Source organism: Kitasatospora sp. NPDC004614 (assembly GCF_042873675.1).
Classification (GTDB): Bacteria; Actinomycetota; Actinomycetes; order Streptomycetales; family Streptomycetaceae; genus Kitasatospora.
In genome coordinates this window covers 1-18,531 of the sequence record NZ_JBIALR010000011.1, presented here as the reverse complement: position 1 = coordinate 18,531, position 18,531 = coordinate 1, and the positions used below count along the sequence as shown (strand labels likewise).

Here is an 18,531-nt window from a genome sequence, read left to right as displayed (position 1 = left end):
CGACCGGAGAGACCGACGTGACCGACACCACCGTCGCCCACCAGCCCCACCCGCACCTCGGCGGCCGGGCGGCAGCGCTGCGCACCCTGGCGGCCTGGCGGTCCGGCACGGCCGACGCGCCGCGCACGGTGCTGATCACCGGCGACAGCGGCAGCGGCCGCACCCGGCTGCTCACCGCCTTCCTGATGCTCTGCGACCCCGCACACCGCGCCCTCATCGACACCGACGCCCTCGACCCGTCCACCGTCCCGCCCGCCGACCAGCCCGCACCCCCCGTCCTCGACGCCACCGGCCTGAAGGCCGTCCAACTGCGCTGGCTGCTCGCCGACCGGTTCGCCCCCGGCACCGACCGAGCGGACCAGCTGCCCGCCGTGCTCGCCGGAATCGGCACCCCCCAGCAGCCGCAGACCGTGGTCCTCGCCGACATCGACCGGGCCGGCACGCTGACCGGCACCGACGAGCCCGCCAAGGTCACCAGCGAGGTGCTGCTGCCGCTCGCCCTCAACCCCGGCGTCCGCCTGCTCGCCGACCTGCCCCGCACCGAGGCCGCCCGGCTCGCCGAGGACGTCCCCGACGGCCAGGTGCGGATCCTCGACCTCGACCAGGACCCGTGGCGCGACCCCGACGCCCTGCTCCGGCAGGCCGAACTCGCCGTCCCCGACCCCGTCGTGGCCCGCCAGCTGGCCGCCGTCGCCGACAGCCCGCTGGTGGTCCGGCTGGCCGGCTGGTCCGTCCAGGCCCACCCCACCGGCCCGCTGCCCCTGCCCCGCAGCGCCGGCGACGCCCTCGACCTGCACGCCGAACGCTGCGGCGCCGACGAACTGACCCTGCGCCGCCTGCTCGCCCCGCTCGCCCTCGCCGGACCCGGCGAACCCCTGCCGTTCGAGCTGTGGGCGCCCGTCGCGTCCGCCGTCGCCGGCAAGGACCTCGGCCCCGCCCTCGCCGCCGGCCGAGACCTGCTGCTCCCGTTCTTCGACCTCGCCACCACCGACAACGGCAGACCCGGCGCCCGCATCGTCCACCCCGCCGTCGCCGACGAAATCCGCGAACGCCTCGGCCGCACCGCCCGCGAAGTCCACCGCCGGATCGCCACCGCCCTGCTCGCCACCCTCGACGGCGACCGGCCGCAGCGCTGGGCCGACGCCCCCCGCTACGTCCGCGAACAACTCGCCGGACACGCCCTGCACGGCGGCCTGCTCGACCAACTCCTCACCGACCCCGGCTTCCTGCTGCACGCCGAACAGCACCGGCTGCGCGCCGCCGTCGACCGCCTCGACGCTGCCGCGCTGCCACCGCTCGGCCGCACCTGGCTGCGCCTCGCCCCGCTGTTCACCCGCCAGGAACTCGACGTCGAACTGCGCGCCGCACTGCTCGACCACGCCGCCCGCCAGGACGGCCTCCCCGGCGTCGACACCACCGGCCTGGACGTGCCCTGGCACACCCTGTGGGCCCGGCCGCTCACCGGCGTCGGCGCCGTCACCGCCGCCGTCCGCCCCGACGGCAACCACCTGCTGGTCGCCCACCGACCCGGCCATCAGCCCGAGTTGACGGCCTACGACGCCCGTACCGGCGAGATCGACCACACCGACCCCGGGCAACTCGCCCGCCCCGACGACGACCAGCGCGCCGCCGGCACCCTCGCGCTCAGCATCGGGGGCGACTACGTCCGGCTCTGGCAGCGCGACCCCGCCGACGGCAGCGCCATCGGGCCGATCGCCGCGTTCCTGTCCGCCGCACCACTGGCCGGCGCCGACCTCACCCCCGACGGCCTGCTGCTGATCGCCGACGCGCACGGCATCGCCGCCCTGCGACCGGCCGGTCGGTGACCGGCACTCGTCCACTACTGTGAACACCGACCAACCGGCTCCGAAGGAGAACGACCGCGTGACGACCCGTGAGCAGGCCATCGAGGCGGCCCACCAGTGGATCAACGGTGCCCGGCCCGAGGACCAGTGGCACCGGATCGGCGTGCACGAGTTCGACCTCGGCTGGGTGCTCTGGCCGATCCCCGACGCCGAACCCGACCGGCCCGTCGGCGAACGCCGCGCCCCCGCCGAGATCGGCACCGCCTGCGCCGTCGTCGACCGGGAGACCGGCGAACTCACCCACTGGCCGTCGGTGCCCGTCGACGAGGTTGTCCAGCTCTACCGCGACAAGCTCGGCGCGGGCAGCTACGACCCGTCCCGCCCGCCGGTGGTCGGCCCCGGCACCTCCGTCGTCCTCACCTACCGGGACGCCGCCGGCGAGGAGCAGAGCCTGTTCCAGCTCTCCACCCCCGGCGCCGGCCACCCCGAGGTCCGCGCCTGGCGCACCCTCCAGCAGCAGGGCGTCCGCCCCGAGGACGTGCTGTCCGTCTACACCGACCTGCGGCCCTGCGAACTGCCCGGCGGCTACTGCGCCCCCGTGCTGCTCGCCGAACTCCCCAACGCCACCTTCGACTTCGGCCACGCCTACGGTCCGCGCTACGACCGCCGGGCCGCCGGCGTCCGCGAGCTCACCGACGCCACCGAGGACACCTTCCGCCGGGCCGGGCGCCCCGCGCCGCCGCGTCCCAACCGGATCCCCTTCCCCCGCGCCGTGCCCGCGGCGGCTGTTGAGAGCGACCGCGAACTCGGCGCCCGGCTGGACGCGCAGTTCGGCGCCGAGCGGATCCACCGCGTCGCCGGCCCCGCCCCCGCTGCCACCGCGGCCACGTTGGCCGAGGCCGGACTGCCCACCGAGGTCCCGTCGTTCTTCCGCCACCTGCCCGGGCTGCCCTCCGTCGCCGACCACCTCGCCGCGACCGGCCGGGGCGCCCGCGTCCCCGAGCGGACCCGTTCCCTGCTCGCCGACTACCTGGTCCTCGGCGACGACGGCCACGCACTGATCGCCGTCCAGTGCGGCGACGGCGGCACCGGCACCGGAGCGGGCATCGGCCGGATCTGGGCCGTTGACCCCGACACCGGCACCGGCCGCTACCTCAACACCGACCTCGCCGCGTACCTGCGCTGCCTGTCCCTGCTCGCCACCCGCCACCCCGCCCTGCGCGGCCTCGACCCGCAGGCCGCCGGCCTCGCCGTGGACGCCTTCCAGCGTGAACTGGCCGCGCTCGACGGCACGGTGTTCGGCGACCCCGAGAACTGGTGGGCCGTCATCGTCGAGCAGCTGTGGGACGGCCTGCTCTGATCTTTCGTCAGTACCCCGGCGGCAGGGTCGCCACCGCGAGCGCGACGGCCTCCTCGGCGGTGGCGGCCGGGCCCGCGTCGCGGACCAGGAAGGTACCGTCGCGCAGGGGCTCGATGGCCGTCTGCCCGACCCGCTGATGCGGGTACTCCGTGACGGAGAACCACAGCGTGAAATGACTGGTCACCGGTGTCAGCCGGCGCAGTCGCGGCTCGGCGAACGCCGCCTCGAACATCGCCCGGTAGCCCGGCGGTTGGTAGTGGGGAGGCTGGGTGTCGAACCGGCCCATCCGCTGCTGCCAGGCCAGCTCCGTCGCGTCCAGCGGCTCGCGCTCGTGCGCGAACGCCCAGTCGTGGACGACCAGGAACGGTGCGATCTCCCGCACCGCCGCCAGCTCGGCGCCCGCCAGCCAGGCCACGACCGCAGGCACCGCCGCCGCGAGGTCCGGGGCGTGTCCGTTGGCGAGCATGATGTTCGCGCGGGCCAGCGAGACGGTCGGCCCCGCGCCCGGCGTCCAGTCGCGGATCGACGCCCGGTCGCCGGTCTCCGCGTCGTGGAAGTTGGCGTAGAGGTGGCTGAACCTCTCCGGCTCGGGCAGCGACAGCCCCAGGCCGGCGGCGATCCGGTCGAGAATGGGGCCGAGGCCCGCGGTGGTGGATGCGTCGGTCATGGCGTGCAGTGTAGGGACGCGGGTGTGAACGTCCCTGGCCGGCCGGGCAGTTGTTGCCCGTGCCGGCCGGGCGCTATCCTCTGGCGCGGTTTCACACATGATCATCAGAACGAGGGGGGGGGGCTGGCTGATGACCGGGACCATCGTGGTGCGCGCGGAGCAGCCGGGGATCGGCCGGGCGGGAAACTTCATCGTCGTCGTCGACGGGGCCAAGGTCGGCCAGGTCCGGCAGGGGGAGAGCGCGCGGTTCCCGGCGACGGTCGGCACCCACCAGGTGCAGGTCACGGGGAAGGACCGCACCAGCTCCAACACGGTGACCGTGGAGGTGGCGGAAGACCGGGACTTCCTGGTCACCGCCCGAGGGACCGGACTCCGCGTCGCACTCCTCCTGCCCGTCCTGGCCGGAACCGCCGTTCCCCCGGTCTTCGCGGCGGCGTCCCTCCTCGTGCTCGGCGCGGTGTTCTTCCTGGTCCCCGGCCTGATGTTCCGGGTGCGCGCCGAGGGCGAGCCCGAACTCCGCCCCCTGCGCGAGGCCGCGGCCGGTGCGGAGGCGAGTGACGGGAACGGCCTGTGGTGGGAGTCGGACCCGGTGCTCGCGAAGCGGTTCCGGAAAGGCGCCGACTCCTGACCGCCGGGGTGCTGAATGGAGCGATCGTCCGGGGAGGGCGGCGATGTCCGCGATCGTGACGTCGGAAGACGGCGAGGACTGGTTCACCAATTCGTACGGCTGGCACACCATTTGTGAGCTGGCCATGGAGCGCCTCGCACCTGCGGTTCGCGACGAGTACCAGCGGTATGCGAGCTCGATCGGCGTCGATTTCTCCACCCTCGACCAGCCGAAGCGCGCGGAGGTCGCCGGGTGGCTCCTGGCCGTCGTGGACGAGCTGCGGGGTGCAAGAGCGGCGGAATTCGGCTGGGACACGGAGCGGGATCGCGCGCATCTGTCCAGGCTCTCCGACATGCTCCGCCCGATGAGCTGAGGCGGTCCGCGCCGCGGCCGAAGGGCGGCAGGCGCGGCTGGAGCGGGAGAGTGCGAAGGCGAGGTTGAAGACCCCGCCGAAGGTGGAGCGGGCCGGCCCGAAGCGCGCGGCTGCGCTGCAGGTGGTGCTGGAGGAGGCCGCCGGGCAGGTCGACACCTCCACCGGGGAGATCACCGCGCCGGAGGCCGCCACCCTGGCGGCGGATGCCGCGACGAAGGCGTGCAGATCGCATCGGAGCGTCTTGCCGTCAAGTATTCCGATATCGTACTATCCGAAACCGTGAAGTCCGAATCCGTATCACCGGGTCGGTCCGCGCTGCTGGCCTTGCAGCGTGCGACCCATGCCACCTTGCACCTGATCGCCACCGAACTCGTCGACCTCGACCTGACCGCCTCCGAGATCAACGCACTGGCCAACCTCGCCGACGGCCAGGGCCGTACCGTCTCCCAGTTGGGGGCCGCGGTCGGCACCCGCCCCACGACGCTCACCGGTGTGCTGGATCGGCTGGAACGCCGCGGCCACATCACCCGAGGCACGCGCGCCGGCGACCGCCGCTCGGTGCTCATCGAGCTGACCGACTCCGGGCGCGCGGCGGCCGTCGTCATCACCCGGACCCTGACCGGCATCGAGAATCGCGCGCTGGACGGCCTGCCCGCCGAAGCAGTCGCCGGCTTCCACGCCGTCCTGGACGCGCTGGCCAAGGAGGGCTCATGACCACGCACCACCACGGTCCGCACTCCGGCCCCGGCGCGAACGGCACAGAGAAGGAGTCCTCGCCGTTCGCCGAGCTGATGGGGGAGGTGATGGCGACCGCCGAGCGGTTCGGGCACCGCCAGCACGTCCAACTGACCTGGCTGGCCGTCCGACGCCACGGCACCAGTACGGCGGTCGACCTGGTCAGCGACGGCATCCGGCGCGCCGCCCGTTACGCGGGGGCCCCGCAGAAGTACAACGCCACCGTCAGTCGGGCCTGGGTGGAACTGGTGGGCCACCACGCCGGGCAGGCGGACACGGCCGACTTCGACGCCTTCGCCGGCCAGTACCCCGCGCTGCTCGACAAGAAGCTGCTCACCCGCTTCTACCGGTCCTCGACGCTGGCAAGCGACCCGGCCAGGACCGGCTGGGTCGAGCCGGACCTCGCTCCGTTCCCCTGGCGGCAAGCCGGTGGGTGAGTGGGCGCTCCTCAGCGAGCCCGAGGTGCCATAGTCCACGGCGTACACGTATTCACCCACCGGGGGCACCGGCTCGCTGTCGAAGGCCAACGGCACATGGGCCGCCTGGCTGCCGAGGATCCCCGGGGCCAGGGCCGATCAAGTCCCCACCGCAAGTGGCATCGGGCTGTCGGGAGTGTCAACCGCGGGCGGGGGAGCGGCGTTTGCGGGTGCGATCAGCGCCGCCAGCGCCGAGTTCCAGACCGCCCGCCCCACCATGGGCATCGTCGCCCTCCCCAGGTCTTCGTACGTCGCGGACCAACGGTACGCGACGTCCGGGCCGGGAAACTTACACGCGGACGGGGCTCTCCACGGCGGCCCCGAACGGCCGGCGCGGGTGCAGGTGGGAGCAGGTGCGGAGGCGCCAACAGGCGCTTCTGGAAAAGGAGTTCGGGAGGTGCCGGGCCCGCCTGGAGGGGCTACCATCGGCCGGACGCGTTGCGGGAGCGCTCCCACGCTCCTGCCCCGGCAAGCACCCCGGAGGACATCGTGCACATCCCCGACCGCACCGTCCCTCGCCCCACCCGCCGCACCGTCCCTCGTCCCACCCGCCGTGCCGCCGCGCTCGCGCTGGCCGCCACGGCCACCGCGTTCGGGCTGGTGGCCGGCGTGCAGAGCGGCGCCGACGCTGCCGCGCAGGGCAGTCTGCCCGCCGGTACCCAGTTCTACCGGGACCCGGCGTCCCAGGCCGTCAAGTGGGTGGCCACCAACCCCGGCGACTCCCGTACGCCGGTGATCTCCAAGCGGGTCGCCAGCCAGCCGCAGGGCATCTGGTTCAGCAACTACCGCCCCACGACTGTCACTTCCGATGTCCGCGCCGTCACCGCCGCCGCCGAGCAGGCCGGCCAGACCCCCGTACTGGTCGCCTACGCCATCCCCAACCGGGACTGCGGCGGCGCGTCCGCCGGCGGCGCGCCCGACCTCGCCTCGTACGACGCCTGGGTCGGCAAGTTCGCGGCGGGCCTGGGCAGTTCGCGCTCCGTGGTGATCCTCGAACCGGACTCGATCGCGCTCACCACCTGCCTCACCGCCCAGCAGCAGAACGACCGCTTCGCTTCGCTGGCGCGCGCCGTCTCCACCATCCACGCCGCCAGCCCCGCCGCCAAGGTGTACCTGGACGGCGGGCACTCCACCTGGAACTCCGCCGCCGAACAGGCCAACCGGCTGCGCGGCGCGGGCGTGCTCAACGCCGACGGGTTCTTCACCAACGTCTCGAACTTCAACACCACGGCCGGGGAGAGCACCTTCGCCCACAACGTGCTCGCCGCGCTCGGCAACCCCGGCAACCTGCACGCCGTCATCGACACCAGCCGCAACGGCAACGGCCCGGCCGGCAGCACCTGGTGCGATCCGTCCGGCCGCGCCATCGGCAACTACCCGACGGCCAGCACGGGGGACGGCGCGGTCGACGCCTTCCTGTGGGTCAAGCCCCCGGGCGAGGCGGACGGCTGCGCGGCCGCCGCCGGTACCTTCGTGCCCGACATCGCCTACCAGTTGGCGGTGAACGCGGCCGACCCGAGCGGTCCGTCGCCCAGCTCCCAGCCGCCTACGTCGCAGCCGCCGACGTCGCAGCCGCCGAGTGGTGGGGCGTCGTGCTCGGTCGCGTACCGGGCCAACTCGTGGAGCGGGGGCTTCACCGCCGACATCACCGTGAAGAACACCGGCACCGCCACCATCTCCGGCTGGACGCTCGGTTGGACGTTCCCGGGCGACCAGAAGGTCACCAGCGCCTGGAACGCCACCGTCACCCAGAGCGGGGCCGCCGTGACCGCCACCGACCTGGGCTACAACGGCACCCTGGCGGCCGGCGCGTCCACCGCCTTCGGGCTCCAGGCCACCTACGGCAGCGGCAACACCGCTCCGAGCGCCTTCACCCTGAACGGCGCCGCCTGCACCACCGCGTGAGCCCGTTCCGCCCCGCCGGCCCTCCCGCCCCCTGGGCCCGGCGGGGCGGGATTCCCCTGCTCAGGGCCGGAGTTGGACGGCCGTCACCATCACGTAGCCGACCAGCAGGCCGAACAGGCACACCGCCGTCACGTACCGGGGCGTGAACGGCAGACCCGCCAGCGACGGGTACAGCAGCACCGCGCCGCCCGCCGCCAGGTCCGCCAGGTACAGACCGTCCGGCGGGACGATGCCGGTGCTGTGGGCAGCCCACCCGGTGGCGATCAGGAACCCCGTCAGCAGGGTGAACCCGGAGAGCAGTCCGGAGCCGATCGCGCCCAGCGCCGGGTGCGGGTCCGGAGGCGTCTCGCCCTCCGGCGTCCGCGGGCGGAGCCGGTGCGCGATCACGAGGGAGCCGACGGCCAGCGTCATCGCGGCCAGCGCGCCGAGCAGCGGAGAGGGATTCAACGGTTCCTCCTGGAGAACGCGAGATGCTGCCCGGCCAACGCGGCGAGCGCCGCCGGCAGCAGGACGGTGAGCATCAGCACGGTCGCCCACACCGACGGCTCGATCGCCGCCGGGGCGGCCGGCGCGGCCGCCGGCGGTGGCGCGGCGACCGCGGTCGACGGCGTGAGGGTCGGACGCGGCTGGACGGCGGCCGGCGGGGGAGCGTCGACAGCGGCCGGGGCCGGGGTCGGTGCGTGCGAGGCCGGCTTCGGTTTGGCGTGCGGGGACTGACGGGGCGTCGGCGCGTGCGGTGCCGGGGCGGCCGTCGTCTCCGTGGGGGTGGGAGGTGGTGTTGGCGTTGGTGTCGGTGAGGGTGTGGGGCTGGGCGTGGGGCTTGGGCTCGGGGTCGGGCAGTGCCAGGGGGGCGGGTGCGGATATGGGTGTGGTGGTGGCCACGGCAGGTAGGGGAGCGGCGGGGCGGGCGGCGGGAACGTGCCCGGGGCAGGGTCCATGGCCAGATCCTCCGGCTGTCGAGACCCTGGCACTGCCCGACCCCGCCCAAACCCCACGGGGCGGTGAACCACTCCCCGTTCCGGGCGGAATGCCCGAGCGATGACGGTCCGTCAGTTCGACTCTGGATTAATGGAGTTGAGGAGTTCGAGTTGGTCGGCCGAGAGTTGCAGGGCGCCGGACGCCATGTTCTCCGTGAGGTGGTCCGGGTCGCCGGTTCCGGGGATCGCCAGCACGTGCGGCCCCTGCTGCAAGGTCCAGGCGAGCCGGACCTGGGCGACGGACACGCCGTGCGCGCGGGCGACGGCGCGTACCTCCTCGTGCTCCTCGGCGGCCGGGCCCGACTCGTGCCTCGCACCGGCGATCGTGAAGAACGGCACGAAGGCGATGCCGAGTTGGCCGCAGAGCCGCAGCAGTGCCCGGTCCTCGTGGGGCGCGCCGATCCCGAACGGGTTCTGCACGCAGACCACCGGCGCGATGGCCCGCGCCTCGGCCAGTTGCTCAGCGGTGACGTGGGAGACGCCGAGGTGACGAACCAGCCCGGCGTCGCGCAGCTCGGCCAGGGCACCGAAATGCTCGCCGATCGAACCGGTCCGGCGGCTCGGCGGCACCCGCAGGTTCACCACATCCAGGTGGTCGCGGCCGAGTTGACGCAGGTTCTCCTCGACCTGGCCGCGCAGCTGCTCCGGGGAGGCCCACCACCACGCGCCGGACGGGTCGCGGCCCGGCCACACCTTTGTGCTGATGACCAACTCGTCCGGGTAGGGCGCCAGCGCCCGGTTGATCAACTCGTTGGCGGAGCGCGTCGCCGAGAAGTAGAACGCGGCGGTGTCGATGTGATTCACCCCCAGCTCGACCGCCCGCCGGAGCACACCGATCGACCGCTCACGGTCGCGCGGCACGCCGTGGTGGAACGGCGCGGTGCCGGTCAGACGCATCGCGCCGAAACCGAGGCGGTTGACGGTTCGGTCGCCGAGTCGCCAGGTGCTGGAGGTGGTGGAGATGGCGGGTGCGGTGGTCGGTCGTGGGTTCATGGCAGGGGTCTCCCTTGGCAGTTGGGAAGGGGTGAACGCGGCAGCCGGGGCGGCGTGGGCCGGCTCCGGGCATGAAAAAAGCCTCCCCGGCGGATCGGAATCCGCGCCGAGAAGGCTCAGTTGACGTTCGGAATTATAGCAGCCGGGGAGGCGCGGGGGTTGGGCGGCGGCCGCACATCTTTGGGCCGGTGGACCGTCCGCCTGTCCGTCAGAAGGGAGGTTCGAGATCGCCGCATCCGTCGCTGTGTGGCCCGCAGTCCCAGGGCTCCTCCCGAAGAGGTTCAATGTCGGTGACGTCGTGGCCCCATGCTTCGAGCGCCTTCCAGGCAACGCGCCGGTCAGGGGCGCTGCTGCCGGTGTCCAGGATGCGGCGCGCGTGCACGGCGAGGTGATCGCGGTGCTGGGCGAGCGCGGGGTGTTCGGCGAGTACGAGCGCGGCGAGGCCGGCGGCTTCGCGCACGTCCTCGTGACTGTCCTGCAGGAAGGGCGCGACGGCTCGATAGAGCATCGGGCGCAGGTCCCGGAAGGCCGCCAGCGTGGGGCCGGGGGTGAGGAAGCCAGGGGAGTACTGCTCGATGCGGTCGACAATCTCGTCGGAGGCGTCGTAGGCCGTGGAGGCCAACCAGTTCAACAAGGTCGCGCGGACGGGGACCTTGCGATACGGCCGGAGGGTCATGGCCGCCGGGTGGGCGAGGATGCCGGCGACATACATGGCGACGGGGGCGGTGGCCTCGTAGATGGTGTTCTGATGGCCGACCAGCTCACTCAGTTCCGACAGCGCGGTGACCTGCACCTTGGGATCAGGCTCCAGCAACCGCGCCAGGACTTCGGGAAGGCACTCGCCGTTCCCGAAAGCCGTCTCGAGCGAACCCCAATCAGTCTCCGCCAGGACTGCTTGGTAGGGCGGCAAGCCAGGCTCGCGGGGCGCCCCGGCCTTGGAGGTGCTGTGATTCACGGGCCAAACCTAGACCGGACTTCTGACACGAATCCCGTCCGGGCCGGTGGGAAGCCGCGGTGCTCAAGGTTTCGACGGCATCGCGGGAGCGGGGTCCATTGTGCGGCCGCTTCTTCGCTGACCTGGGCCGACGGGCCCTGGTCCGCAATGAAGCCGAGGTGCTCGTTCGCCGTCTTTGCGAGGCAAACCGCATGGCGCTGGAGTCCCCGCGTCGGGGCGTCTCGGCCCCGGGGTGTTGTGAGCAACGCGCACGGGGCTGCCACCGAGTCTGTGGCGGCCCCGCGCCGTTCCCGGGGGTCCTGGGCCCCTCGCCGATCCCGGAAGGAGGGGCCGCACGCCGCGGCGGGGTTATGCGGACATGCTGCTGGAGGCGCATCGGGCTCCGGCACTACCGGGGAATGCGGTGCCGAGGCAGACATACAGCCTCAGCGAAGAGCCCGAACCGGTCGAATCCCAGGCGTCCAGCTGTGTGCCCCCTGAGGTGGAGGTGCTGTCCGTGCCGAGCGGGCCATTGGTGAACCCGCCATGTGAAACGTAGGCGCGTGCGGCCACCCCGTCCGCCTGGTAGTCCTCCACGTAGTTGTAGTAGCCGGAGTGCAGATACGCGCTGTACGTGCTGGTGTTGATGCAGAAGGTCCCCTGGACGTGTCCGCCGGCCTGCCCGGCCGAGTTGTTGACCGTCGCGCTCAGCGTCCGACAGGTCTCGGCTGATGCTGCCTGAGCGGGCTGGGTCATGGCCAGCCCACCGAGCACCGCGCCGGTACACAGCACAGTCAGTGCTTTGCCGCGACCGCGGAGAGTGAACGAATTCCGCATAAGAGCCCCATTTGTCGTAGGTGATATCACTGATGACACTGGGTCTGCCCGGCAAGCTCCCGAGGGCCTCCGGACACCTGCCACTGTCGGCAGTTTGGGGCAACCTGTCACCCCCGCAGCAACCTGAATGGCCGGAACGAAGGCCGAAGCGGCCGACGGCGCGGGCTTGAAGCTGCATGTGCGATCAGATAAGCCCCTTTGGTCTGCTGGAACGGCGTGCTCGCCCTCGGCAGCCCCGGCCTGGACCGGCCCGGCAGTTCGCGCGGGCCGCCGCCTCGTACAGGCGCCGCTCGGCCGCCGTACGCGCTTCGGACACCTGCCGTACCGAGACGCCCGGCAGCAGTACCCGGTTCTTCCGCAGCCACGTCACCGCGCGCTTGGACGGTGCCATCGCGCCGCAGACCTCTGGGACATTTCAGGGCGTGAATCCGAGAAGCCGTACTTCCCATCTATGCGCCCAGCACCGTCAACCTGAAGACCAACCTCCACACCAAGCCCATCGGTCAGCGTCCCCTCATCGAGCTCGAACCGACTGACCATCCCCTCACCGTCGAACAGAGGGCCGGCATCACCCGGGATCGCGTGCGCGAGATCGCTGAGGCCGTTCTCCACTCCACCAACGACGGTTCCTGACCGCGACCGGCCAGGGAAGGGACATGTCGGAGATGATGCCGCGCGGCGGTCCGGGTGATCCTTTCACCGACTGCGCGTCGATGATCCCGGCGACCGGCTCCGGATCACGGCCCGCCGGTCGTGGAACTCGGCGACCAGGCCCTTGTCCCGCCAGCGCCGGAAGAACGCGTAGACGCGGTCCCATACGGGGAAGTCCGCGGGCACCGCCCTCCAGGCGATGCCGCCCGCGACCAGGTAGCGCACCGCGCCGACCAGTTGCCGGTGGCAGTCGCCCTCCGGCTGCCCGCCCCGGCCCTCCAGCCAGGCGGGCACGGGCATCGCGTCGCGCACGACGGCCCACTCCGCGTCGGTCATGTCCTAGGGGTACCTCGGACGCCTGTGCCGCCGGTCCCCGGCGTTCCCGAACCGGTGAGCGAGGCAATCGCACGACAGAGGTGCGGAGTTGGACGGCAACGGCGCGGACACGGAAGACTGCGACACCGGGGGCCTCCTGTTGCTCGGCTGGATTCGACACCCACGAGCTGTGCGGGAGGCCCCACTTTCACGCCCTGCCGACCAGAGGATCACCCGACCGAGTCGGCAGACTCGAACGCACGATCACCAAGCTCGATAGAGCAACGGCTAAGGGCCGTCCCGTAATTGATCTCGGACGGGTCCGGATGGTGTGATCCGCCCGTCGGCGGGATCTGTCTACGTGGCCTGGATGAGGTTGTGAAGGCGGGCGATGCCGAGCATGGCGTAGTGGACGCCATCGCCCTTGAGACGGCAGTCGCGAAGGATCTTCCATGTCTTCATCCGGGCGAAGACGTGCTCGACGCGGGCCCGGACCCGCTTGTGGTCGCGGTTGTGCTCGATCTGCCATTCGGTGAGCTCGCCGTCCTTGGGCCGGCGGTGCGGGATCACGAGACCGGTCCCGGGATAGCCGCCGTCGGCGATGGTGATGGTCCGGCCGATAGCAGCCTTGGCGCCGGACTCGACCCAGGCCTTGCAGTCGTTGCGGTTGCCCGGGACGGGGGTGCCCACCGCGACGACCAGGCGGGTGTGGGCGTCGACGACGACCTGATGGTTGGTGGAGTAGCTGTAGTTCTTCGACTTCTCCGCGATGGTGTGGTCGCGGGTGGGGACGAGGGTGCCATCGACGATCAGCACGGTGTCCTTGTGGAACCGCCGCCGGGGCCTGAGCGCAAGGAGGGGGCCGACGTGGTCGATGATGTGGTCGGCCGCCGACTTGGACACGCCGAACAGTGGTGCGAGCTGCCGCAGCGTCAGGTTGGTCCGCCAGTAGGCCGCGACCAGAAGGACCCGGTCCTCCAGCGGAAGACTCCAAGGCCGGCCCGGCCGCACGGTGTCAGCGCCCTCTCGGCGGAGCACTGCCATGAGCTTGCGGAAGTCGCGCGGGCTCAGCCCCGTGAAGGGGGCTATCCATGACGGTTCCGACGCCGTGATCACACCAGCCATGGCGAGATCATCCCAGCCGTGATCACTGCTCCTGGAGCCAGCTCGCGGCACTCAAGACGCTGGCCCCGGCCGAGGCCTACTTCCCAGGGCGTCGGCGAGAGCATCGCTCTGGGATCGAGTCAGGTTGAGTGTCCACAACACGGCCGACTCATCCGAGTCCGGCTCAGTGTGTCGGTGGCTGCCGCCGCTCAGAGGGGAGCCGGCACCACCACGGCGACTGGCTGCAGGCCGCCTGTTCCGAAGGAGATGGTCAGCCGTGTCCTGGGCAGAGTCCTCGGGTGCTCCGACGGCTGTGAGAGCGGCGCTCACCCGAGCGGGCGCTGCCGGCGGCAGATAGTCGTCGGCGAGCAGCGGCAGCAGAAGCAGGAGCCTGGCCGCGGTGTCATGGACGCCGGGTGCAGTCAGGTCCGGCGTTTTTGCGATGTTCACGATGTCGCGCCAGGACAGGCCCGGGCCGTACCAGTCGCCGTCAAAGCTGGACAGGTCCTCCGTCCGAGGCCAATCCGCTTGGGTCAGTACGTAGTCGATCCCGGAGTCACCAATGAGGTTCCGATAGACGACGACAGCGCTGTGACCGCCTTGGAACGGGATGCGAAACGCCGGCCAGGCTTGGTCGTCCAGGAGGACCTCGGCCAGGGCGTCCGTGTCCGCGCCGTCGTCCCCGAACCACTCGGGTTCCGGCCGGGTCCCACCCGAGGTGAATCGGCACATGGCCAGCAGGTGATTGGACCAGAACCCGGCGCGCTCAAGCAGCCGCTCACCCGCAACCAGCGGCCCGTAGTCGTATCCCTTGATCAGCACGGACCAGAGTGTCTCAGGCTCCACCGACACCTCTCGGCTGCCGGTCCGTGGGAGTAGCGGGACAGCCCTTAGTAAGTGGGTGAGCAGGCAGGCGAGGTGTGGAGGTGGGTGCGGCGCCGAGAGGGTGGGACGGCCGCGCGGTGTGTGCGTGGCCGTCACCGTTGGTTCAGTGGCTGTTGTGCGAGGCCAGGACCACGTTCCCTTCCGTGAGTTCGGGCTCGTTCCGGTGGGCGTCCTGCGTAGCGGAGATCGAACCGCGCCCCGGGAGGGTTGCTGCCAGGAGGGCGACCGCGGCGACGGCGAGGACCGGCCAGCCGGTGCCGAGGACCAGGGCGAGGACGGCGGGGCAGCAGACCATGGCGGCAAGTCGGGGGAGTCCGTTGAGGATTCGGATCGCGGAGGCCGTGCAGGTCAGGTAGACGGAGAGGAAGAGCGCGGTCGGTACGGCCACCAGTTGGTCGGTCGACAGGACGCCCGAGCCGACCAGGGCGATCAGCGGGCCGCCGGTCAGGGCGGTGGTCGCGACCACGGCGTAGGAGCCGCGGCGGCTGGGGGTGGGGGTGGGCGGGAGGAGGGCGTCGGTGAGTTCGGCGGCGCCGGTCAGGTAGGTGTTGGTGGCGGCGAGGGTGAGGACAAGTGCCGCGCCGACGGCGAGGATTCGGCCGCTGTCGCCGATCGCGGCGCGCATCAGGTCGGCAAGCGGGACGGCGCCGCCCGCGTCCGGGCCGAGTACCCCGACGGTGGCTGCGCCCAGGCCGAGGCAGAGCAGGGACGTCACCACGAAGGCGATCAGTACCACCAGGCGGAGCTGTCGGCGCGGGTCGCGCAGGCGGGTGGTGAGCGAGGCGGCGGCCTCCCAGCCGACGAAGGCGAACATCAGCGGCGGTGCGGCGCGGGCCACGCCCGCCCAGCCGTGCGGCAGGAACGGCGTCCAGTTGGCGGCCCGGGCGTGCGGTGCGGAGCCGAGCATGGCGAAGAGCACCAGGGCCACCAGGGCGGCCACCAGCACCAGTTGGAGCTTCGCGCCGGTGCGCACCCCGACCAGTCGGACCGTCAGCACCAGTCCGAGCAGTACGAGCGCCGCCGGTACCGCCGCCGACTCGCCCATGCCGAGCGCCGCCGCCGCGTAGCTGCCGCCGATCAGGGAGACCACCGGCGCGCCCGCCACCACGCCGGCGAGGAAGCACCAGGCGGCCGCCCGGCCCGCTCGTTCGCCGAGGCCGGCGGCGGTGTACCCGGCGACGCCGCCGGTCGAACCGACCTGCGTGCCGAGGGCGCAGAACACGACGGCTATCAACCCGGACAGCACCAGCAGGGCCAGCCAGACCAGTAGTGAGGCGGGGCCGGCGGCGCGGGCGGCCAGCCCCGGGAGGAGCAGCAGGCTAGGGCCCAGCAGGGCCCCGATGTACAGCGCGGACGCGGCGGCGGTGGACAGGTGGGAGTGACGGCTTTCGGTGGTCTTCTCGGACATGCGGCGATTGTGGCCCCGATCGCGCGGCACGCGCTGGCGAATTTCGCCGTGCGGAGTGCTCGAAACGGCAGGATCTGCCGCGTGAAGACGATTAGGGTGCACGGCATGCCGAGCCAGCAGTACGACCGCATCGACCGTGCCATCCTGGAGCACCTCCAGCGCCACGGCCGCACCGCCAACGTCGATCTCGCCGAGGCCGTCCGGCTCTCCCCGTCCTCCGCGCTGCGCCGCACGAAGGCGCTGGAAACGGACGGGGTGATCGCCGGGTACCGGGCGGAACTCGACCGGGAGCGCGTCGGGTTGGGGCTGACGGTGTTCGTCTCGCTGCGGGTCGACCAGCACTCGCGGGAGACCTCGCGGCAGATCGAGCAGGCGCTGACCGAGATTCCGGCCGTGGTGGCGTGCCATGTGGTCTCCGGGGAGGCGGACTTCCTGGTGGAGATCGCCGTGCCGGACCTGGCCACCTACGAACTGGTGCTGCTGGACGAGATCCTGGCGATCGGTCCGATCCGGGACGCCCGTTCCACCTTCGCGATCCGCACCATCCGCTCCCGGGGCCCGCTCCCGCTCGACCGCTGGCCGGCCGCGCGCGGGCGGTGAGCGGTCGGGCCGTGCGCGGGCGGTGAGTTGGCCCGGCCGCGCGCGGGCGGTGAACCGGTCCGGCCGTGCGCGGGCGGTGAGTTGGCCCGGCAGGGGTGCGTCCGGCCGTTGATGATGAACCTTCACATCAGCCGCTGATATGGCCATCAGACGGTAATGCAATCTTCACGACGGAGCATCTACCCGCATAGACCGCGGGCTGCCACGCTGACTCGGCACCACACCCCGCCGAGTTCAGGAGCTCCCCGCCGTGACGAATCGTTTCCTCAGCCGCTTCGCCACCCTCGCCGCCACCGCGGCCCTCGCCACCGGTGTCCTCACGGTCAACGCCGGCACCGCCCAAGCCGCGCTGCCCACCCCGGTCTCCGCCGCCACCGCTCGCGGCTACCTGGCCCAACTCACCGTCAAGGCCGAGGACCGCACCGGCTACAGCCGCGACCTCTTCCCCACCTGGATCACCATCTCCGGCACCTGCAACACCCGCGAGACGGTCCTCAAGCGCGACGGCTCCAACGTGGTCACCGACGCGAGCTGCGCCGCCACCTCCGGCACCTGGGTCTCCCCGTACGACGGCGTCACCATAACCTCGGCCTCCGGCCTGGACATCGACCACGTCGTCCCGCTCGCCGAGGCCTGGGACTCCGGCGCCTCCGCCTGGACCACCGCCCAGCGCCAGGCCTTCGCCAACGACGTCACCCGCCCCCAGCTCGTCGCCGTCAGCGCCAGCACCAACCGCTCCAAGGGCGACAAGGACCCGGCCGAGTGGCTGCCGCCCGTCACCTCCTACCGCTGCACCTATGTCCGCGCCTGGGTGCAGGTGAAGTACTACTACGGCCTGTCCGTCGACACCGCCGAGAAGACGGCCCTGACCAACGTCCTGGCGGGCTGCTGACAGCTCGAGCCGCCGCCGTAGGGTTTCCGGTGTGACAGCTCACCGCATGCCCGCCGCCGAGGTCTCCGTCTCCGTCGAGCTGGTGCGCCGGCTGCTCGACGCGCAGCACCCCGAGCTGGCGGGGCTGCCGGTCGAGGTGCTGGCCAACGGGTGGGACAACCTGGTGTGCCGGCTCGGCGAGGACCTCCTCGTTCGGCTGCCGCGGCGCGCGGCGGCGGCCGGGCTGGTCGCGCACGAGCAGCGCTGGCTGCCGGAGTTGGCCGGACGGCTGCCGCTGCCCGTGCCCGCGCCGGTGCGGGTCGGGCGGCCGACGGACGAGTACCCGTGGTCCTGGAGCGTGGTGCCGTTCCTGCCCGGGCGGATCGCGGCGCCGGCGGAGTTCGATGCCCCTTGGGAGGCCGCGACCGCGCTCGGCGGTTTTCTCGCCGCGCTGCACACCCCGGCGCCGCCGGAGGCGCCAGTCAACGCGTTCCGCGGGATCCCGCTGGCCGGGCGCGCCGAGGGCGTCCGGGCCGCGCTGGCGCACCTCGAACCGGCCGACCGCGCCGCCGCGTTGGCGATCTGGGAGGCCGCCGCGGCCGTGCCCGTGTGGGACGGGCCGCCGCTGTGGCTGCACGGGGACCTGCATCCGGCCAACATCCTGGTCCACCAGGGCCGGATCAGCGCCGTGATCGACTTCGGCGACCTCACCGGCGGCGATCCCGCGACCGACCTGTCGGTGGCGTGGATGCTGTTCACCGAGGAAGAGCGAGACGGTTTCCGACAGGCGTACGGCCGGGCCGAGGACGCCACCTGGGAGCGGGCCCGCGGGTGGGCGCTCGCGCTGGCGCTGGTGTTCCTCTCCCACTCGGCGGACAACCCGCTGATGCGCGGCGTCGGCGAGCGCACCCTCCGCGAGGTGCTGGCCTAGGACCTGTCTTCAAACCCCCGCCTGCCCCACAACGCCTGGCACGCACTCTCGCCGCACCGGGCGAAAGACCAAGTACACCCAGTACGAGGCCTTCCAC

Annotated in this window: 22 protein-coding genes; 13 read left to right on the top strand and 9 right to left on the bottom strand. The window is 72.3% G+C overall.

Annotated elements, in window-relative coordinates:
• Positions 1 to 17 precede the first annotated feature (17 nt).
• On the top strand, positions 18 to 1,826 hold the full coding sequence (locus tag ACFYST_RS22445; RefSeq protein WP_387641691.1) for an ATP-binding protein: 1,809 nt from the start codon (positions 18 to 20) through the stop codon (positions 1,824 to 1,826).
• 58 nt (positions 1,827 to 1,884) lie between these two features.
• Positions 1,885 to 3,165 (top strand): SUKH-4 family immunity protein, encoded by a 1,281-nt coding sequence (locus ACFYST_RS22440; protein ID WP_387641693.1) that lies wholly within the window; start codon positions 1,885 to 1,887, stop codon positions 3,163 to 3,165.
• 7 nt (positions 3,166 to 3,172) lie between these two features.
• Here ACFYST_RS22440 and ACFYST_RS22435 read toward each other — a convergent pair whose 3' ends face one another.
• Complete coding sequence (locus ACFYST_RS22435; protein WP_387641696.1) at positions 3,173 to 3,832, bottom strand: DUF6193 family natural product biosynthesis protein; 660 nt, start codon at positions 3,830 to 3,832, stop codon at positions 3,173 to 3,175.
• A 130-nt stretch (positions 3,833 to 3,962) separates the two neighbouring features.
• Between ACFYST_RS22435 and ACFYST_RS22430 the strand changes: the two genes are divergently transcribed.
• From ACFYST_RS22430 to ACFYST_RS22405, 6 genes are all read left to right on the top strand, one after another.
• On the top strand, positions 3,963 to 4,460 hold the full coding sequence (locus ACFYST_RS22430) for a hypothetical protein (RefSeq protein ID WP_387864837.1): 498 nt from the start codon (positions 3,963 to 3,965) through the stop codon (positions 4,458 to 4,460).
• A 43-nt stretch (positions 4,461 to 4,503) separates the two neighbouring features.
• Entirely contained in the window at positions 4,504 to 4,812 is a 309-nt protein-coding gene (locus ACFYST_RS22425; protein ID WP_387864834.1) for a hypothetical protein, read from the top strand.
• A 64-nt stretch (positions 4,813 to 4,876) separates the two neighbouring features.
• Positions 4,877 to 5,095, top strand: a complete 219-nt coding sequence (locus tag ACFYST_RS22420; RefSeq protein WP_387864832.1) for a hypothetical protein — start codon at positions 4,877 to 4,879, stop codon at positions 5,093 to 5,095.
• Between the two features lie 41 nt (positions 5,096 to 5,136).
• A complete protein-coding gene (locus tag ACFYST_RS22415) occupies positions 5,137 to 5,526 on the top strand; it encodes a MarR family winged helix-turn-helix transcriptional regulator (RefSeq protein ID WP_387641704.1) in 390 nt (129 codons plus the stop codon).
• On the top strand, positions 5,523 to 5,984 hold the full coding sequence (locus ACFYST_RS22410) for a hypothetical protein (RefSeq protein ID WP_387864829.1): 462 nt from the start codon (positions 5,523 to 5,525) through the stop codon (positions 5,982 to 5,984). Before ACFYST_RS22415 ends, ACFYST_RS22410 begins: the two co-directional genes overlap by 4 nt.
• A gap of 528 nt (positions 5,985 to 6,512) precedes the next feature.
• Positions 6,513 to 7,928 (top strand): glycoside hydrolase family 6 protein, encoded by a 1,416-nt coding sequence (locus ACFYST_RS22405; RefSeq protein ID WP_387864826.1) that lies wholly within the window; start codon positions 6,513 to 6,515, stop codon positions 7,926 to 7,928.
• A gap of 60 nt (positions 7,929 to 7,988) precedes the next feature.
• Here ACFYST_RS22405 and ACFYST_RS22400 read toward each other — a convergent pair whose 3' ends face one another.
• Entirely contained in the window at positions 7,989 to 8,375 is a 387-nt protein-coding gene (locus ACFYST_RS22400; protein WP_387641715.1) for a hypothetical protein, read from the bottom strand.
• 66 nt (positions 8,376 to 8,441) lie between these two features.
• Between ACFYST_RS22400 and ACFYST_RS22395 the strand changes: the two genes are divergently transcribed.
• A complete protein-coding gene (locus ACFYST_RS22395) occupies positions 8,442 to 8,645 on the top strand; it encodes a hypothetical protein (protein WP_387864824.1) in 204 nt (67 codons plus the stop codon).
• Positions 8,646 to 8,977: 332 nt separating this feature from the next.
• On the opposite strand, the gene ACFYST_RS22390 is transcribed toward ACFYST_RS22395, so the two are convergent.
• The 3 genes from ACFYST_RS22390 to ACFYST_RS22380 all read right to left on the bottom strand — a co-directional run bounded on the left by ACFYST_RS22390 (position 8,978) and on the right by ACFYST_RS22380 (position 11,669).
• Positions 8,978 to 9,898 (bottom strand): aldo/keto reductase, encoded by a 921-nt coding sequence (locus ACFYST_RS22390; protein WP_387864823.1) that lies wholly within the window; start codon positions 9,896 to 9,898, stop codon positions 8,978 to 8,980.
• Positions 9,899 to 10,106: 208 nt separating this feature from the next.
• Positions 10,107 to 10,853 (bottom strand): hypothetical protein, encoded by a 747-nt coding sequence (locus ACFYST_RS22385; protein WP_387641723.1) that lies wholly within the window; start codon positions 10,851 to 10,853, stop codon positions 10,107 to 10,109.
• A gap of 348 nt (positions 10,854 to 11,201) precedes the next feature.
• Positions 11,202 to 11,669 carry a hypothetical protein gene (locus tag ACFYST_RS22380; protein ID WP_387641726.1) on the bottom strand — a complete coding sequence of 156 codons (468 nt, stop codon included), beginning with the start codon at positions 11,667 to 11,669 and terminating at the stop codon, positions 11,202 to 11,204.
• Between the two features lie 426 nt (positions 11,670 to 12,095).
• Here ACFYST_RS22380 and ACFYST_RS22375 point away from each other — a divergent pair, with 426 nt between their 5' ends.
• Complete coding sequence (locus ACFYST_RS22375; protein ID WP_387865119.1) at positions 12,096 to 12,302, top strand: DUF2199 domain-containing protein; 207 nt, start codon at positions 12,096 to 12,098, stop codon at positions 12,300 to 12,302.
• Positions 12,303 to 12,365: 63 nt separating this feature from the next.
• Here the strand turns inward: ACFYST_RS22375 and ACFYST_RS22370 are convergent, their stop codons facing one another.
• From ACFYST_RS22370 to ACFYST_RS22355, 4 genes are all read right to left on the bottom strand, one after another.
• Entirely contained in the window at positions 12,366 to 12,656 is a 291-nt protein-coding gene (locus ACFYST_RS22370; RefSeq protein WP_387641728.1) for a transposase, read from the bottom strand.
• A gap of 336 nt (positions 12,657 to 12,992) precedes the next feature.
• Complete coding sequence (locus ACFYST_RS22365; protein WP_387864821.1) at positions 12,993 to 13,760, bottom strand: transposase; 768 nt, start codon at positions 13,758 to 13,760, stop codon at positions 12,993 to 12,995.
• Positions 13,761 to 13,811: 51 nt separating this feature from the next.
• On the bottom strand, positions 13,812 to 14,561 hold the full coding sequence (locus ACFYST_RS22360; protein WP_387864819.1) for a hypothetical protein: 750 nt from the start codon (positions 14,559 to 14,561) through the stop codon (positions 13,812 to 13,814).
• Between the two features lie 166 nt (positions 14,562 to 14,727).
• Complete coding sequence (locus ACFYST_RS22355; protein ID WP_387864816.1) at positions 14,728 to 16,032, bottom strand: APC family permease; 1,305 nt, start codon at positions 16,030 to 16,032, stop codon at positions 14,728 to 14,730.
• Between the two features lie 105 nt (positions 16,033 to 16,137).
• On the opposite strand from ACFYST_RS22355, the gene ACFYST_RS22350 reads away from it, so the two are divergent.
• The 3 genes from ACFYST_RS22350 to ACFYST_RS22340 all read left to right on the top strand — a co-directional run bounded on the left by ACFYST_RS22350 (position 16,138) and on the right by ACFYST_RS22340 (position 18,434).
• On the top strand, positions 16,138 to 16,632 hold the full coding sequence (locus ACFYST_RS22350; protein ID WP_387864814.1) for an Lrp/AsnC family transcriptional regulator: 495 nt from the start codon (positions 16,138 to 16,140) through the stop codon (positions 16,630 to 16,632).
• 250 nt (positions 16,633 to 16,882) lie between these two features.
• Positions 16,883 to 17,524: an HNH endonuclease family protein gene (locus ACFYST_RS22345; protein ID WP_387864811.1), complete on the top strand. Its 642-nt coding sequence runs from the start codon at positions 16,883 to 16,885 to the stop codon at positions 17,522 to 17,524.
• Positions 17,525 to 17,555: 31 nt separating this feature from the next.
• Entirely contained in the window at positions 17,556 to 18,434 is an 879-nt protein-coding gene (locus tag ACFYST_RS22340; protein WP_387864809.1) for an aminoglycoside phosphotransferase family protein, read from the top strand.
• The last annotated feature ends 97 nt before the right edge of the window (positions 18,435 to 18,531 follow it).